The 15,442-nt window shown below is 62.1% G+C and carries 14 protein-coding genes; 2 read left to right on the top strand and 12 right to left on the bottom strand.

Annotated elements, in window-relative coordinates; all coding sequences use genetic code 11:
• Position 1: 1 nt before the first annotated feature.
• The 10 genes from B5M07_RS07430 to B5M07_RS07385 all read right to left on the bottom strand — a co-directional run bounded on the left by B5M07_RS07430 (position 2) and on the right by B5M07_RS07385 (position 11,344).
• Positions 2-919 (bottom strand): branched-chain amino acid ABC transporter permease, encoded by a 918-nt coding sequence (locus B5M07_RS07430; RefSeq protein WP_120350833.1) that lies wholly within the window; start codon positions 917-919, stop codon positions 2-4.
• Between the two features lie 98 nt (positions 920-1,017).
• Positions 1,018-2,163 carry an ABC transporter substrate-binding protein gene (locus B5M07_RS07425; RefSeq protein WP_067941293.1) on the bottom strand — a complete coding sequence of 382 codons (1,146 nt, stop codon included), beginning with the start codon at positions 2,161-2,163 and terminating at the stop codon, positions 1,018-1,020.
• Between the two features lie 87 nt (positions 2,164-2,250).
• A complete protein-coding gene (gene kynU / locus B5M07_RS07420; RefSeq protein ID WP_120350832.1) occupies positions 2,251-3,438 on the bottom strand; it encodes a kynureninase in 1,188 nt (395 codons plus the stop codon).
• Positions 3,439-4,266 (bottom strand): tryptophan 2,3-dioxygenase, encoded by an 828-nt coding sequence (locus B5M07_RS07415; protein WP_120350831.1) that lies wholly within the window; start codon positions 4,264-4,266, stop codon positions 3,439-3,441.
• Positions 4,263-5,885 (bottom strand): AMP-binding protein, encoded by a 1,623-nt coding sequence (locus tag B5M07_RS07410; RefSeq protein WP_120350830.1) that lies wholly within the window; start codon positions 5,883-5,885, stop codon positions 4,263-4,265. The genes B5M07_RS07415 and B5M07_RS07410 overlap by 4 nt, the downstream gene beginning before the upstream one ends.
• Positions 5,882-7,033, bottom strand: a complete 1,152-nt coding sequence (locus B5M07_RS07405) for an acyl-CoA dehydrogenase family protein (protein ID WP_120350829.1) — start codon at positions 7,031-7,033, stop codon at positions 5,882-5,884. The genes B5M07_RS07410 and B5M07_RS07405 overlap by 4 nt, the downstream gene beginning before the upstream one ends.
• Before the next feature lie 43 nt (positions 7,034-7,076).
• Complete coding sequence (locus tag B5M07_RS07400) at positions 7,077-7,877, bottom strand: enoyl-CoA hydratase family protein (RefSeq protein ID WP_120350828.1); 801 nt, start codon at positions 7,875-7,877, stop codon at positions 7,077-7,079.
• Positions 7,867-8,328 carry a MarR family winged helix-turn-helix transcriptional regulator gene (locus B5M07_RS07395; RefSeq protein ID WP_067627975.1) on the bottom strand — a complete coding sequence of 154 codons (462 nt, stop codon included), beginning with the start codon at positions 8,326-8,328 and terminating at the stop codon, positions 7,867-7,869. The genes B5M07_RS07400 and B5M07_RS07395 overlap by 11 nt, the downstream gene beginning before the upstream one ends.
• A complete protein-coding gene (locus B5M07_RS07390; protein WP_120350827.1) occupies positions 8,325-9,056 on the bottom strand; it encodes an SDR family NAD(P)-dependent oxidoreductase in 732 nt (243 codons plus the stop codon). Before B5M07_RS07390 ends, B5M07_RS07395 begins: the two co-directional genes overlap by 4 nt.
• The gene (locus B5M07_RS07385; RefSeq protein ID WP_120350826.1) at positions 9,053-11,344 is read right to left on the bottom strand and encodes a bifunctional salicylyl-CoA 5-hydroxylase/oxidoreductase; all 2,292 of its coding nucleotides are present in this window, start codon (positions 11,342-11,344) and stop codon (positions 9,053-9,055) included. Before B5M07_RS07385 ends, B5M07_RS07390 begins: the two co-directional genes overlap by 4 nt.
• 181 nt (positions 11,345-11,525) lie before the next feature.
• Here B5M07_RS07385 and B5M07_RS07380 point away from each other — a divergent pair, with 181 nt between their 5' ends.
• On the top strand, positions 11,526-12,404 hold the full coding sequence (locus tag B5M07_RS07380; RefSeq protein WP_120350825.1) for a 2-dehydro-3-deoxygalactonokinase: 879 nt from the start codon (positions 11,526-11,528) through the stop codon (positions 12,402-12,404).
• Between the two features lie 13 nt (positions 12,405-12,417).
• Here the strand turns inward: B5M07_RS07380 and hpaR are convergent, their stop codons facing one another.
• Positions 12,418-12,888 (bottom strand): homoprotocatechuate degradation operon regulator HpaR, encoded by a 471-nt coding sequence (gene hpaR, locus B5M07_RS07375; RefSeq protein ID WP_236627358.1) that lies wholly within the window; start codon positions 12,886-12,888, stop codon positions 12,418-12,420.
• A gap of 186 nt (positions 12,889-13,074) precedes the next feature.
• Here hpaR and B5M07_RS07370 point away from each other — a divergent pair, with 186 nt between their 5' ends.
• On the top strand, positions 13,075-14,481 hold the full coding sequence (locus B5M07_RS07370; RefSeq protein ID WP_120350824.1) for a pyridoxal phosphate-dependent decarboxylase family protein: 1,407 nt from the start codon (positions 13,075-13,077) through the stop codon (positions 14,479-14,481).
• On the opposite strand, the gene B5M07_RS07365 is transcribed toward B5M07_RS07370, so the two are convergent.
• Entirely contained in the window at positions 14,478-15,353 is an 876-nt protein-coding gene (locus B5M07_RS07365; RefSeq protein ID WP_120350823.1) for a hypothetical protein, read from the bottom strand. The two genes, B5M07_RS07370 and B5M07_RS07365, sit on opposite strands and share 4 nt — an antisense overlap.
• Positions 15,354-15,442: the final 89 nt, after the last annotated feature.

Genomic DNA, 15,442 nt, shown 5'->3' with positions numbered 1-15,442 from the left:
CTCAGGCCTCCCCAAAGAGGCCGGTGGGTTTGAACAGCAAGACCCCCGCCATCAGAATGTAAATCGACATGGAGGCGAGCGAGGAGCCGACGGACGTGGCCGCCGAGGCCTCCATGAAATTCGCAAAAAAGAGCGGCAGCAGGACCGATCCCAGCGTGTCCGTCATCCCCACCAGTAGCGCCCCGATCAGCGCGCCCTTGATTGAGCCGATGCCGCCGATAACGATCACCACAAAGGCAAGGATCAGCACCGGCTCCCCCATGCCCACCTGCACCGACTGGATCGCGCCCACCAGCGCACCGGCGAGACCCGCAAGGGCGGCCCCAAGGGCGAAGATCAGCGTGTAGAGTTTGGCGATATCGACGCCAAGCGCCCCGATCATTTCGCGGTCAGCCTCACCTGCGCGGATCTGGATGCCGATGCGCGTGCGGGCGATCAGCAGGAACAGACCTGCAGCAATTACCAGACCGACGCCGATGATCACGAGCCGGTAGAGCGGATACTGGATGCCCCCCGGCAGGGTCACCGGGCCGGACAGGGCCGCCGGAATGTCGAGAAACAGCGGGAAGGAGCCAAAGAGAAACCGTGTGCCTTCTGAGAAAATCAGGATCAGCGCAAAGGTCGCCAGCACTTGGTCGAGGTGGTCGCGGTCATAGAGCCTGCGGATCACCGTCATCTCGATCAAGCAGCCCGCCAGCGCCGCCGCGGCCAAGGCCGCCACCAGCGCCAAGAGAAACGACCCCGTCGCCGCCGCAACCGCCGCGGCGGCAAAGGCACCGACCATGTAGAGCGAACCATGGGCAAGGTTAATGAGCCCCATGACCCCGAAGATCAGCGTGAGCCCCGCGGCCATCAAAAACAGCATGACCCCGGATTGGACTCCGTTCAGCACCTGTTCAATCAGCAGGATGAGTGACATTTGGCAAAGCCTCCCGGCGCGCCGGACGCGAGGACCGGCGTGAAAGCGTTGATACGTCGGCCCCGGCGCGCCAATTCGGCGCCCGGGGCCGCGCGGGATTACATTTTGCAGTCAGCCGCGTAGGCATCCGCGTGATCGGTCAACGAGGGGCCGATCAGCTTGTTGGTATAGACATCACCCTCTTTGACCACTTCGCGCACGTAGTAGTCTTGGATCGGGTGGTTGTTGTTACCAAACGAGAATTTGCCCCGCACGCTGTCGAAATCAGCCTCTTTCAGCGCCGCGCCAAAGGCTTCGGCATCCGACACATCCGCCTTCTCCATCGCGCTTAGCAGCAGGTTCGCGGTGTCATAGCCCTGGCTGGCGTAGAGCGACGGCAGACGGTCGTACTCTTCTTGAAAGGCTTCGACGAAGGTCTTGTTGGCTTCGTTATCGAGATCTTTGTTCCATTGGCTGGTGTTCTTGATCCCAAGAGCGGCCTCCCCCACGGCCTGCAAGATGCCTTGGTCAAAGCTGAAGGCCGGGCCGACAACAGGCAGATCCACGCCCGAGTTGGCATATTGCTTGAGGAAGGAAATCCCCATTCCGCCGGGCAAGAAGAAGAACACGCTGTCAGCGCCCGAGGCACGGATCTGCGCGATCTCGGCGGCATAGTCGGTTTGACCCAGATCAGTATAGACCTCGCCCGCCGCTGCGCCATCATAGGTCCGTTTGTAGCCCGTCAGCGCGTCCTTGCCCGCAGGATAGTTCGGCGCCAGCATAAATGTGTTTTCATAGCCCGTGTCATTGGCATAAGCGCCCGCCGCTTCGTGCAGGTTGTCGTTCTGCCATGCCACGTTGAAGTAAAGCGGGTTGCAACCCTTGCCCGCCAGCGCCGAAGGGCCCGCGTTGGGTGAGAGGTAGAATTTGCCCTGCGCGGTCGCCGCGGGCACCACGGCCATGGCGAGGTTGGACCAGATGATGCCGGTCATCACGTCGACCTTCTCGGACTGGATCATCTTGTCGGCCAGTTGCACTGCAATCTCGGGCTTGCGCTGGTCGTCTTCGACCACGACCTCTAGGTTCTCGTTCCCGGCCATCTTTGTGGCCAGCATAAAGCCATCGCGCACGTCGATGCCAAGGCCCGCGCCGCCGCCCGAGAGGGTGGTGATCATGCCGACCTTCACCTTTCCCTCTTCGGCCCATGCGCCGCCTGCCGCCAGTGCCGCGACCGAGGCCGCCATCACAAGTGATTTCATCTTCATTTCAGTCTCCCTTGGTTGGTTTGGGCCTCTTTACCGGGCCCGTTCAATTGGGTCGTCTTGCCAGCTTAGCGCCTGCGCCTGATGCTGTCAGGTCACCCGCGCGCGGGTCTTGTATTTTTCGTTATCCCAGAGACGGTTCTCCATCACATCGCGGATAATCGCGACCGCTTTGGAGACATCTTCGGCGTCGATATAAAGCGGCGTGAAGCCAAAACGCATGATGTCAGGCGCGCGGAAATCGCCGATCACGCCGCGGTCGATCACGGCCTGCATCGCGGCATAGCCTTCGTCAAAGCGGAACGACACCTGACTGCCCCGCTCGGCGCTGTTGCGCGGGCTGGCCAGGGTCAGCTGCGGCACGTCGCGCTCGATCTCTTTGATAAACTGCTCTTGCAGCGCGATAGAGGCCGCGCGCAGTTCTTGCATGTCCACATCCGCCCAAAGCTCCATCGCCACTTCAAGCGCGGTCAACTGGATCACCGGCGGGGTGCCGACGCGCATCCGCTCGATCCCCTGTCCGGGCTGGTAGCTCTGCTCAAAAGCGAATGGCTGGCGGTGCCCCAGCCAACCGGCCAGCGCAGGTTGCACGTGGTCGGTCAGATCGGCGCGGACGTAGATGAAGCCCGGCGCACCCGGCCCGCCGTTGAGATACTTGTAGGTACAGCCCACCGCGAACTCGCAGTTGCTGCCCGCAAGGTCCACCGGCAGCGCACCCGCTGAATGGGCCAGATCCCAGATCATCACCGCGCCATTGGCATGGGCCAATTCGGTGATCGCCTTCATGTCGTGCTTGCGGCCAGTGCGGTAGTCGACCTCGGTCAGCATCACCGCGGCGATGTCCTCGCCGATGGCCCCCGTCACCTCTTCTGGCGCCACGGTGCGCAGCTCATAGCCCTGCTCCAAAAGCCCCACCAGCCCCTCGGCCATGTAGAGGTCCGACGGGAAGTTGCCGCTGTCCGACAGGATCACCTTGCGGTTCGGGCGCAGCTTCAGCGCCGAGGCCAGCGCCTGAAAAACCTTGATCGACAGGGTGTCGCCCATCACGACCGAGCCTTCTGGCGCACCAACGATCCCGGCAACCATATTGCCAACGCGGGCGGGCTGTTCCATCCAACCGGCTTGGTTCCAGCCTCGGATCAACATCTCCCCCCATTCCGCAGTGATCATTTCCTGCACCCGCGCGGCGGCGGCCTTGGGCAATGGCCCCAGCGAATTGCCGTCGAGGTAGATGACGCCCTCCGGTAGGATGAACTGATCTTTTTTCAAAACAGACACTTACAGTGCTCCTCTCACATGCCAAAGCTCAGGGAAAAGCTCCACCTCAAGCATTTTGCGCAGATAGGTCACCCCAGCGGTGCCCCCGGTGCCGCGCTTGAAACCAATGATACGTTCCACGGTGGTCACGTGGTTGAACCGCCAACGCCGGAAGTAGTCTTCGAGATCGACCAGCTTTTCCGCCAATTCGTAAAGTTCCCAATGGGTTGTCGGGTCTTCATAAACCTGTTTCCACAGGGCTTGAACCTCGGCCTTCGGCTGCCAAGCTTGCGGCTCGGGGCTGCCGGCAAGCGACGGCTCCCCCAGCCGCGTGCAAAGCAGATCAATCGCCACCTGATAGAGGCTCGGCTGCTGCATTTCCGCCACCAGCGCCGCATGGGGTTCGGGCGTGTGTTCATGCAGTTTGGTCAGCGCCGCGATCCGGTTGCCCAGCAGGTATTCGATCAGACGGTACTGGTAGGACTGAAACCCAGAAGAGGCACCAAGGTGCGGACGGAACTGGGTATATTCGCTCGGCGTCATGGTCCGCAACACGTCCCAAGCCGAATTAAGCTGCTCGAAAATCCGTGCCACACGGGTCAACATCTTGAAACTCTGGCGCAATTCCCCTGCCTGAAGCGCCTTTCGGCAGGCGGTCAACTCATGGATCGCCAGCTTCATCCATAGCTCCGAAGTCTGGTGCTGGATGATAAAAAGCAGCCCGTCATGCGCCATGTCGAGCGGGTTCTCGGTGGTCAGGATTTGGTCCAGCCCAAGGTAATCGCCATAGGACTTGTCCTTGGCGAAATTCATCTTGGCGCCTTTGGAGGCTTCGTCGAAACTGCTCATGTATCCTCTCTCAGCGCGAAACGCTGGATCTTGCCGGTCGCGGTTTTGGGCAGTTCTTTGATGAAACGAATGTCGCGCGGGTATTTATAGGGCGCGATGGTCGCTTTAACATGATCCTGCAATAGCTTGATAGTATTGGCGTCTTCGGGCGTTCCGTCAACCAGAACCACATGCGCCTGCACGATAGAGCCGCGCGCGTCATCCGCGGCGGCCACCACCCCACATTCGCTGACACAAGGATGGCTCAACAGCGCCGCCTCGACCTCCGGCCCGGCGATATTGTAGCCAGAACTGATGATCATATCGTCGTTGCGGGCGGCGAAATGCAGATAGCCATCCTCGTCCATGGTGAAACTGTCGCCGGTGATGTTCCACCCGTCCTTGACATAATCCGCCTGCCGCTTGTCGCCCAAATAGCGGCAGCCGATTGGACCCCGCACGGCCAGACGGCCTACCTCGCCGCGCGGCACCTCGTTTCCGTCGGCGTCAATCACCCGCGCCTCATAGCCCGTGACGGGCTTGCCGGTGCAAGCGGCGCGGTGGTCGTCGAAGCGGTTCGAGATGAAGATATGGAGCATTTCCGTTGCGCCGATGCCGTCAAGCATGGGTTTACCGGTCTTTTCCTGCCACTCGTGATAAACCGGTGCAGGCAGCGTCTCTCCGGCGGAAACGGCGGCACGCAGGCTGCTGAGGTCCGCACCTTCATCCATCGCCTGCAACATCGCGCGATAGGCGGTCGGCGCGGTGAAACAGACGGTGGCTTTGTACTTCTCGATGATCTCGATCATGTTGGGCGGGCTGGCGGTCTCCAAAAGCGTCGCGGCGGCCCCGAAGCGCAGCGGGAAAACCGCGAGGCCACCAAGGCCAAAGGTAAAGGCCAAGGGCGGCGAGCCGACGAAAACATCCCTTGGCGTGACGTTCAGCACTTCGCGCGCATAGCCATCTGCGATGATTAGAAGATCCCGATGAAAATGCATTGTTGCCTTAGGGTTACCCGTCGTTCCTGAAGTAAATCCAAGCAGCGCCACATCGTCCTGCGCGGTGTCCACCGGCTCGAACTGCACCGGTTTTTCCAGCGCGAGACGGTCCAACTCGGCGTCGTGGTTGCTGGTGCCGTCAAAACCCGCGACCATTTTGAGGAATTTGGAGGTTTTGGCGCAGGCCGTCATCTCATCCATTAACCGCGTGTCGCAGAGCGCGTGGGTGATCTCGGCCTTGTCGACGATGGCCGCAAGCTCGCCCGCGCGCAGCATCGGCATGGTGTTGACCACAACCGCCCCCGCCTTGGTCGCCGCCAACCAGCAGGCCACCATCGCGGGATTGTTGGCCGAGCGGATCAACACCCGGTTGCCGGGTTTCACCCCCAAATCCTCGACCAGCGCGGAAGCCAGACGGTTGGTCCAGTCAGCCAGTTCCTTATAGGTTCGACGCCGCCCGTTGCCGATCAGTGCGGTGTGGTCGCCAAACCCTTTTTCCACCATCTTGTCAGTGAGTTCGACGCCGACGTTCAGGCGATCGGGATAGTCGAAGCGGTCCAACAGCAAGTCCGGCCACTGGTCGAAGGGCGGCAGGTTTTCACGGGCGAAGGTGTCTTCATGTCCGGTCGGGTGCAGCTTCATGACATGGCTCCCAAAGTCTGGCGGGCGATGACAATACGTTGCACGTCCGACGCGCCCTCGTAAATGCGCAAGGCCCTGATTTCGCGGTAAAGTCGCTCCACTGCCTCGCCATTGCGCACGCCGTCGCCACCGTGCAATTGAACGGCCTTATCGATCACCTTTTGCGCCTGATCCGTGGCGAAAAGCTTGGCCATCGCCGCCTCGCGGGTGACGCGCGGCGCGCCGCTGTCTTTGGTCCAAGCGGCGCGGTAAACCAGCAAAGCGGCGGCATCGACGTCAAGCGCCATGTCCGCGATATGGCCCTGCACCAGTTGCAATTCGCTCAGCGGCGCGCCCTGTACCTGACGGCTGGTGACGCGCAAAAGCGCCTCGTCCAGCGCACGGCGGGCAAAGCCGAGGGCGGCGGCGGCGACGGTGGAGCGGAAGACATCCAGCACCGACATGGCAATGGCAAAGCCGCGCCCCGCCTCACCCAGAAGCGCCGAGCCGGGTAGTTTCACGCCATCGAAATGCAAGGTGGCCAGTGGATGCGGCGCCATAACCTCTAGCCGTTCCTCGACCCTAAGCCCCGGTGTGTCGGCGGGCACGATGAAGGCCGACAACCCCTTGGCGCCCGGTGCCTCTCCGGTGCGGGCGAAGACGGTGTAGACATCCGCGATGCCGCCGTTGGAAATCCACGTCTTGCGCCCGTCGAGCACATAGCCATTGCCATCTGGCGTGGCCGTCATGGTGGAGTTTGCCACGTCTGAGCCGGACTGCGGCTCGGTTAGGGCAAAGGCCGAAATCGCCTGTCCCGAACGGGTCTTGGGGAGCCATTCGGCCTTTTGCTCATCACTCCCGAAAAGCGAGATCGCGCCGGTGCCAAGCCCTTGCATAGCAAAGGCAAAATCCGCCAACCCGTCATGGCGCGCCAGCGTTTCGCGGATCAGGCAAAGGCTGCGCACATCAAGCACCTCGTCCCCCTCCGCGCCGCTGTGGCGCAGCCAGCCGTCTTGGCCCATCATCGTCACCAGATCGCGGCAGGCCCCATCGGTGTCGCCGTGATCCACGTTCTTCAACTCGCGTGCCGCCCACTCGTCCAGAGCCAGCGCCAACTCCTTGTGCCGCGGCTCAAAAAAGGGCCAGTCGAGAAAACTCTTGTCAGCCATGGTTTACGCCTCCCCGCGTGTTTATCTTTTGGCTATTCGTATCTCAGTCCCCTTCGAAGACCGGGCGTTCCTTGGCGACGAAAGCGTTGTAGGCGCGTTCAAAATCGCCCGTTTGCATGCAGATCGCCTGTGCTTGCGCCTCGGCTTCGATCGCTTGTTCGATGGACATCGCCCATTCTTGGGCCAGCATCGTCTTGGTCATCATATGCGCGAAATTCGGGCCGGCTTGGATTTTCTGCGCCAGTTTAAGCGCCTCATCTTCCAGCGTCTCACCTGTCACCAGCCGGTTGTAGAAACCCCAGCGTTCCCCTTCTTCGGCAGACATGGCGCGCCCGGTGTAGAGCAGTTCGGCCGCCCGTGTCTGGCCGATGATGCGCGGCAGGATCGCGCAGGCGCCCATGTCGCAGCCCGCAAGGCCCACGCGGGTGAACAAAAAGGCGGTCTTGGCCTCTGCCGTTGCCAGCCGCAGGTCCGAGGCCATGGCGATGATCGCGCCCGCGCCCACGCAGACACCATCGACGGCGGCAATGACCGGCTTGCCACAGTTCACGATGGCCTTGACCAAATCGCCGGTCATACGGGTGAAACGCAGCAGTTCCTTCATGTTCATGCGGGTCAACGGACCAATGATATCATGCACATCTCCGCCAGAGCTAAAGTTACCGCCATTGGAGCCGAAGATCACCACATCGACATCATCGGCATAGACCAGATCGCGGAACCAGTCGCGCAGCTCGGCGTAGCTGTCGAAGGTCAGCGGGTTCTTGCGGTCAGGCCGGTCAAGCCGCACGGTGGCGATCCGGTCTTTGATTTCACATTGGAAATGCGTCACATCACTGCGCATTGGCTTTTTCCTTTTCTTCCGTTTGGGCGGCGAAAGCCTGCAAGCGGGCCGCCATGGCGCGGGCTTCCTCGGAGGAGATTCCGCGCAGTTTTTCGTTGATCCAGTCTTCATGCGCCTGCGCTTGGCGGGCGAATTGCGCCGTGCCCGCGGGGGTCAAGCGCAGCATCATCGCGCGGCGGTCGCCGGGGACCGGGATGCGTTCGACCAGCCCCTCCTCGCTCAGACGATCGGCGATGCCGGTGACATTGCCGTTGGACACGCGCAGCACGCCCGAAAGCTGGCTCATCTTCAGCCCTTCGGGATGGCGCGAGAGGGCCGACATTACGTCGAACCGCGGCAGCGTCGTGTTATGCTCACGCCGCAGCGTATCGCGTAACTCTTGCTCCAACCCCCGCACGACTTTCAGCAGCCGCAGCCAGAGGCGCACGCGATCCTTGGCCACGTCGCTCATACTTCGCCCCCCGATAGCGCCAGCGCGTGGCCGTTGACCGAAGCCGCGGCGCCCGACAGCAGGTAGAGCACAGCACCTGCGACCTCGGAGGTTTCGACAAAGCGGTTCTGCGGGCTTGCGCGTTTCAGCAAGGCGCGGGCCTCCTCGGCGCTTTTGCCGGTGGTCGCCGTGATATTCTCGACCGAGCGTTCCAAGAGCGGCGTGTCGATGAAGCCCGGGCATATTGCGTTCACGGTGATGCCGGTGCGCGCCAGTTCCAACGCCAGCGCGCGGGTCAGACCGACGACCCCATGTTTCGCCGCGACATAGCCCGCAACGTAAGGATAGCCCTTGAGCCCCGCGGTGGAGGCCACGGCGATCAAACGCCCCTGCCCGGCGTCTTTCATCTCCGACAGCGCGGCCTGCCAGACGTTAAAGACGCCGGTAACGTTCACCGCCATCATATCACTCATGTCCTGCGCTGTGATCTTGTGGAAAGGTGCGGAATGCGCCGCCCCCGCATTGGCGATGACGCCGGTGATCGGGCCATTTTCCGCGCGGGCGGCGGCAAAGGCCGCTTGTACGGCATCCGCATCGGTCACGTCGCAGGTCTGAAACGGCAGGCCCTGCTCGCGCAGGGGTGCTTCGCGGCGGCCCATGATCGTGACCTTGGCGCCGGTCCCGGCCACCGTATGGGCGATCTCGGCCCCTACGCCGGTGCCGCCGCCGGTGATGACGATATGGCTCATACTTTCTCCATCTCCGCCGCGCGGTCTGCCAGACGCCATGCCTGATCGCGGCCCGGGCCGTAAGGCAGCGGCCAAGCGGCGTGGCGGTCGCCGATGGCGGCGGCGGCGTGCAAGGTCCAATAGGGATCGGCCAGATGTGGCCGGGCAAGGCAGACCAGATCGGCACGCCCCGCCATCAGGATCGAGTTGACGTGGTCGGCCTCATAGATGTTGCCCACGGCCATGGTCTTGATGCCGCCATCGTTGCGGATGCGGTCGCTGAACGGGGTCTGGAACATGCGGCCATAGACGGGCTTGGCCTGTTTCGAGGTCTGGCCTGCCGAGACGTCGATGATATCGGCCCCCGCGTCGCTGAACATACGGGCGATTTCAACGGCTTCGTCGGGGGTCACGCCGTCTTCTTCGACCCAGTCGTTGGCCGAGATGCGCACCGCCATCGGCTTGCCTTCGGGCCAAGCGTTGCGCATCGCTTTGAAGACCTCAAGCGGGTAGCGCATGCGGTTTTCAAGACTGCCGCCATAGGCATCCTCGCGCTGGTTCGACAGCGGCGAGATGAAGGACGAGATCAGATAGCCGTGCGCGGCATGCAGTTCGACCATGTCGAAGTTGGCGCGCTCGGCCATGCGGGTGGCTTCGACGAATTCGTCGCGGATCGCGTCCATGTCTGCGCGTGTCGCCGCTTTGGGCAGGGCATTATTTTCCGACCACGGGATCGCGGAAGCCGAGATGATGTCCCAGTTGCCCGCCTTGAGCGGCGCGTCCATCTCTTCCCAACCCAGTTGGGTGGAGCCCTTGCGGCCCGAGTGGCCAATCTGGCAGCAAATCTTCGCCTCGGTTTCGGCATGAACGAAATCGGTCAGGCGCATCCACGCGGCCTCGTGCTCGGGTGCATAAAGGCCCGGACAGCCCGGCGTGATGCGGCCCTCGGGCGAGACGCAGGTCATCTCGGTGTAGACCAGCCCGGCCCCGCCCTTGGCGCGTTCGGCGTAATGCACGAAATGCCAGTCGGTTGGGCAGCCGTCGACGGCCTTGTACTGCGCCATCGGCGAGACGACGATGCGGTTTTCAAGCTTCATGTCACGCAGTTGGAATGGCGCGAACATCGGCGCGCGGACGGGGCCATTGCTGTCGGCACCCGCCTGGTCGAGGAACCATTTCTCGGCTCCTTCCAGCCACTTGGGGTCACGCTCGCGCAGGTTTTCGTGGCTGATCCGCTGGCTGCGGGTCAGCATGGAATAGTTCAACTGCACCGGGTCGAGATCAAGGTAACGCTCAACATCCTCAAACCATTCAACCGAGTTGCGCGCCGCCGATTGCAGACGCAGCACTTCAAGGCGGCGGGCTTCTTCGTATTTCTCGAACGCCGTGGTCAGGTCTTTGTCGTCGCTGACATGTTTCGCCAGCGAGATCGCAGACTCCAGCGCCAGTTTCGTCCCCGACCCGATCGAGAAATGCGCCGTGGCCGAGGCATCGCCCAGAAGCACGACATTCTCGTGGCTCCACTTTTCGCAAAGCACGCGGGGGAACTTGATCCAAGCCGAGCCGCGGATGTGGCTGGCGTTGGTCATCAGTTTGTGGCCGTCGAGGTGGTCCTTGAAGATCTCTTCGCAGATCGCGATGGTCTCTTCTTGGGTCTTTTCACCAAATCCATAGGCGTCAAAGGTGTCTTGGCTACATTCGACGATGAAAGTCGCCGTGTCTTTGTCGAACTGATAGGCGTGGACCCAGATCCAGCCTTTGTCTGTCTTTTCAAAGATGAAGGTAAAAGCGTTGTCGAATTTCTGATGCGTGCCGAGCCAGACGAAGGGGCAGCGGCGCACGTCGATGTCTGGTTTAAAGGTTTCTTCGAATTCCATCCGGGTTCTGGAGTTCAGACCGTCGGAGGCGACCACCAGATCGTAGTCATCCATGTATTCGGAGGCATCCTTGACCTCGGTCTCGAACTGCAGGTTCACGCCCAACGCGCGCGCCCGCTCTTGCAAGATCAGCAGCAGCCGCTTGCGCCCAATACCGCAGAAACCATGGCCGGTGCTGTGGATCACGTTGCCCTTGTGGTGCAGGGCGATATCGTCCCAATAGGCGAAATGGCTGCGGATTTCGCGTGCCGAGACGGGGTCGTTAACCTCAAGATTATCCAGCGTTTCATCCGACAGCACAACGCCCCAGCCGAAGGTATCATCGGCGCGGTTGCGTTCCAGCACCGTCACATCGGCCTCGGGCTGGCGCAGTTTCAGCGAAATCGCGAAGTACAGCCCCGCAGGACCGCCGCCAAGACAGATTGCACGCATCGAAATTCCCCTCTGGTTCGCTTTGGAACGGAGCCTAGGCTGAGTCGCTTTTTCGTTCAAGGATAAATATTTTAGGCTTGAAGTAATCGGGCAGTCTCACGGCTGACAGGGCATCAGACGCATTGAACCCGCAGCCCACAGGGCCTATGCCAGACGGAAATTCACGACGAGAGGCGGTGCGATGACCGATGTAAGCAAAGCAGACTGGCTGGCGGTTGAGGTCGAAGACGCGCGGTTGCAGGTCTGGGCGATGCAGGGCGGATCGGCGCTTGAGACCGCCACGGCGGAGTGCGACCCGGCGGGCCTGACCAGCGCTTCGGCCTTTGACGCCACGCTCAAGACACTCACCGCGCCGTGGCAATTGCCGCGTTTGCCGGTCTTCGTGGCGGGCCTGCCCGTAGGCTGGACCGACGCCGCGCCCCGCATGGTGCCCTGCACCGCCACTGCCGAAGGTGCGACGCCTCTCCCCACGGATAACTTCGACCTTCAGGTCATCCCCGCCCTGCGGCAGCAAAGCCCCAGCGGGCTGCTACGAGGGGCCGAGACACGGATCGCGGGCTTTCTGAGCCTCAACAAAGACTGGGACGGGGTGATCTGCTTGCCAGGCGCGACTTCGGTCTGGGCGCAGATCAGCGCGGGCGAAGTGGTGAGCTTTCAGACTTTCCTGACCGGGGAATTGCTGGACCTTTTGGGCGACGGCACCCCAGCCGAGGGCACGGCGCTGGACGACACGGCCTTTGACGATGCGCTCAGCGATGGGCTGTCGCGGCCCGAGCGGCTGGCGGGGCGTTTGGCCTCCATCCGGGCTGATCTGGCTTTGAACGATATCCCGCCGCCCACGGCAGAGGCGCGGTTGGCTGGCACGCTGATCGGCGCGGAACTTGCGGCGGCGCGGGCCTATTGGCTGGGGCAAACGCTGGCGGTGATCGGCACAGGCGGCGCGGCGCAGCTTTACCTGCGGGCCCTGACCCAGCAGGGTGCCCCGGCGACAGAGGCCGAGGGCAGCCGCATGGCGCTGGCCGGAATTTGCGCGGTGCGGCGGGCAGCAAAGGGGGGCTAACCCCCCCTACGCGTCAGTCTTTCTTTGGCCCGTCAGTCTTTTTCTGCATGTCCAGATTAACGAGGTCTTCGAGCATATCCAGCAGGTCTTCCATTCGCTGCTTGCCGAAACGGGCTTCGAAATCCGAAAACAGCGCGGCGGCGTCGCCCGCGTGGTCTTGCAGCACCTGCTGGCCCTGATCGGTGATCGTGACGATAGATTTGCGCCCGTCGTCGGGGTCACTGGCACGGCTTAGCAGACCTTCTTGCTCCATCGCGCGCAGCATGCGGGTCAGGCTCGGCAGCAACAAACAGGCTTGCTGCGCCAGCGCTGTCTGCTCCATCGGGCCGGATTCCTCGACCACGCGCAGAACGCGAAACTTCTGTTCCGAGATGCCGCTTTCGTTCAGGATTTCCCGGATCGGCCCCATCACCCTTTCCCGCGCGCGCAAAAGCGCAATCGGAAGGGAGCGGGCAGTGCGGCGCAGGGGGGGCATTGTGGCCATTCTTGACGGTTTCCTGATCGCTACTTACCAAGTCAAAGAGCGCCCAAAAGGGCGTGACGATCACCATAACCGCTGCGGCATCATTCTTGAAGAGGCCAAGCCGCGCGGAACAACAGTGAGACAATACAACAACATGGGGCACAGATCACGTATGACAACCAAGATTATAGGCCAAAGGAGCCGCGGATGAACTGGGAGGATTTCCGCCAGTGGGGCCGCCGTGCGGCCGATTGGGCCGCAGACTACCACGCGGGCCTGCGCAATGAACCCGTCCGCGCACAGGTCGCCCCCGGCGCGGTGCTCTCTGCCCTGCCCGATGCGCCGCCCGAGGGGGCCGAGGCGATGCAGGCGATTTTCGACGATTTCGAACAAACCATCCTGCCCGGCATGACCCATTGGCAGCACCCCCGGTTCTTTGCGTATTTCCCGGCCAATGCCGCGCCTGTCTCGGTGCTGGCGGAATATTTCGTCTCTGCCATCGCAGCGCAGTGCATGCTGTGGCAGACCTCTCCGGCGGCGACAGAGCTGGAAACCCGCGTCTGCGATTGGATGCGCCAAGCGATCGGTCTGCCCGATGGGTTCACCGGCGTGATCCAAGACAGCGCCAGTTCCGCCACGCTTTGCGCCGTGCTGACGATGCGTGAGCGGGCATTGGATTGGCAGGGCAACAAGGCAGGTCTGTCGGGCCAGCCGCGCCTGCGGGTCTATTGCTCGGCAGAGGTACACACCTCGGTCGACCGCGCCATTTGGATTGCGGGGCTGGGCGAAGAGAACCTTGTGCGCATCCCTACCCACGGCCCAACCCGCGCGATGGATGCCGATGCCTTGCGCGCCGCCATCGCCGCCGACCGCGCGGCGGGGCATCAGCCCGCGGGCATCATCGCCTGCACCGGCGGCACCAGCGCGGGGGCCAGCGATGATATCGCCGCCGTGATGGATGTGGCCGAGGCCGAGGGGCTTTATACCCATGTTGATGCCGCTTGGGCCGGATCGGCGATGATCTGCCCTGAGTTCCGCAGCCTCTGGGCCGGGGTCGAGCGGGCCGATTCCGTGGTCATGAACCCGCATAAATGGCTCGGCGCGCAGTTTGATTGCACCACACATTTTCTGCGCAATCCCGACGATTTGGTCAGGACTTTGGCGATCCAGCCGGAATACCTGAAAACCCACGGCGCGGATGGGATCGTGAACTATTCCGAATGGTCGGTCCCACTGGGCCGCCGCTTTCGCGCCCTGAAACTATGGTTTCTGATCCGCGCCCATGGGCTGGAAGGGCTGCGCGAAATGATCCGAAACCATGTGACATGGGCACAGGATTTGGCCGCGCGGCTGGAGGCGACTGAGGGTTTTGAGGTCGTTACCCAGCCGATGCTCTCGCTCTTCACCTTCCGCCACCTCGCGACCGCAGACCTTGATGCGCATAACCAAGACCTGCTCAATCGCATCAACGACGATGGCCGCATTTACTTGACTCAGACCCGTATCGACGGGGCATTGGTGATCCGCTTTCAGGCAGGTGCCTTCACCGCCACGGCCGAGGATGTGGCCAAGGCCTATGATGTGATCACCGAATTGGCCGCCGCTGGCACTTAAGGCGCGATCAGGCTGACGCCCGGCATGACGCGGATGACTTCGACATCCGCGTCATAAAGCGCCGTCATCCGCTCGACCAATTCCTCGGTCCAGCCGGGCATGTCGAGTTCTTCTTCGATCTCTTCTTCCAGCGCGTATTTATCGAGAAACGCCGTGATCACACGCCGTTTCTGCGCCTCGGACATCTCTGGATGGGTGTCGAGATAGCTGCGGAACCGTCGCATCCCTTCTTCGGACATGATGGCGTGCAGAAGATCAAAGCCGCCTTTGATCTTGGTCTCCGGCTCCAATCCGGCCATCTCGCGGATGATCTGCGCCCAGATCAGCGGCGTGTCTTCGTTGCACCAGACCGTGATCGGAATGCCCGGCGCCGCTTCGCGCAATTGGGCAATCGTCTCAGACCAGCGCAGGTCTTCCGGCCCCCGCTCCCCCCAGAAGGCCGCCGAAGTCTTGTCCGCCGCTTTGTCATAGAGCACCGGCACCAGCGACGCGGGGTTTCGGATCGCCATAAAGATGCGAATCTCGTCCTCGGGAAACAGTTGCGCCATGCGCAACATCCGAACGGCGGCCGCGGGATAGAGCACCCCCTCTTGCAACGCCGTGGCCGGCGAGCGAAAGAAGTTCGCATCCGACAGGATCACTCGGCTGGCTGCGTCCTCATCGAGAATCGCATCAAGCAGAACATCCCGCGCCACCTCAGAAGGCTCTGCCTTGTGCATCGCGTTGAGCGTATCGCGAAACAGATTGCGATAGGTGCTGGGCCCGGGCACTTTGACGCCGGTTTTGGCAAAATCATCCTGATTGCGCAGCAGGCATTTCAGCAGCCGCTCGTCTTCCGTGAAATGAACACCTGTGTGCAAAACGAGCTGCATGATACTCCGCTCAACCTTGAAAATCTTGGCGATGAATAGCCCGTCCCGCGCCGCGTGTAAAATCCGAAAGAAACTCTCATTTCCCCTCT

Source organism: Sulfitobacter sp. D7, assembly GCF_003611275.1.
Lineage (GTDB): Bacteria > Pseudomonadota > Alphaproteobacteria > Rhodobacterales > Rhodobacteraceae > Sulfitobacter > Sulfitobacter profundi.
Note: the sequence above shows the minus strand (reverse complement) of the source record. Positions and strands in the feature narration are given on the sequence as shown.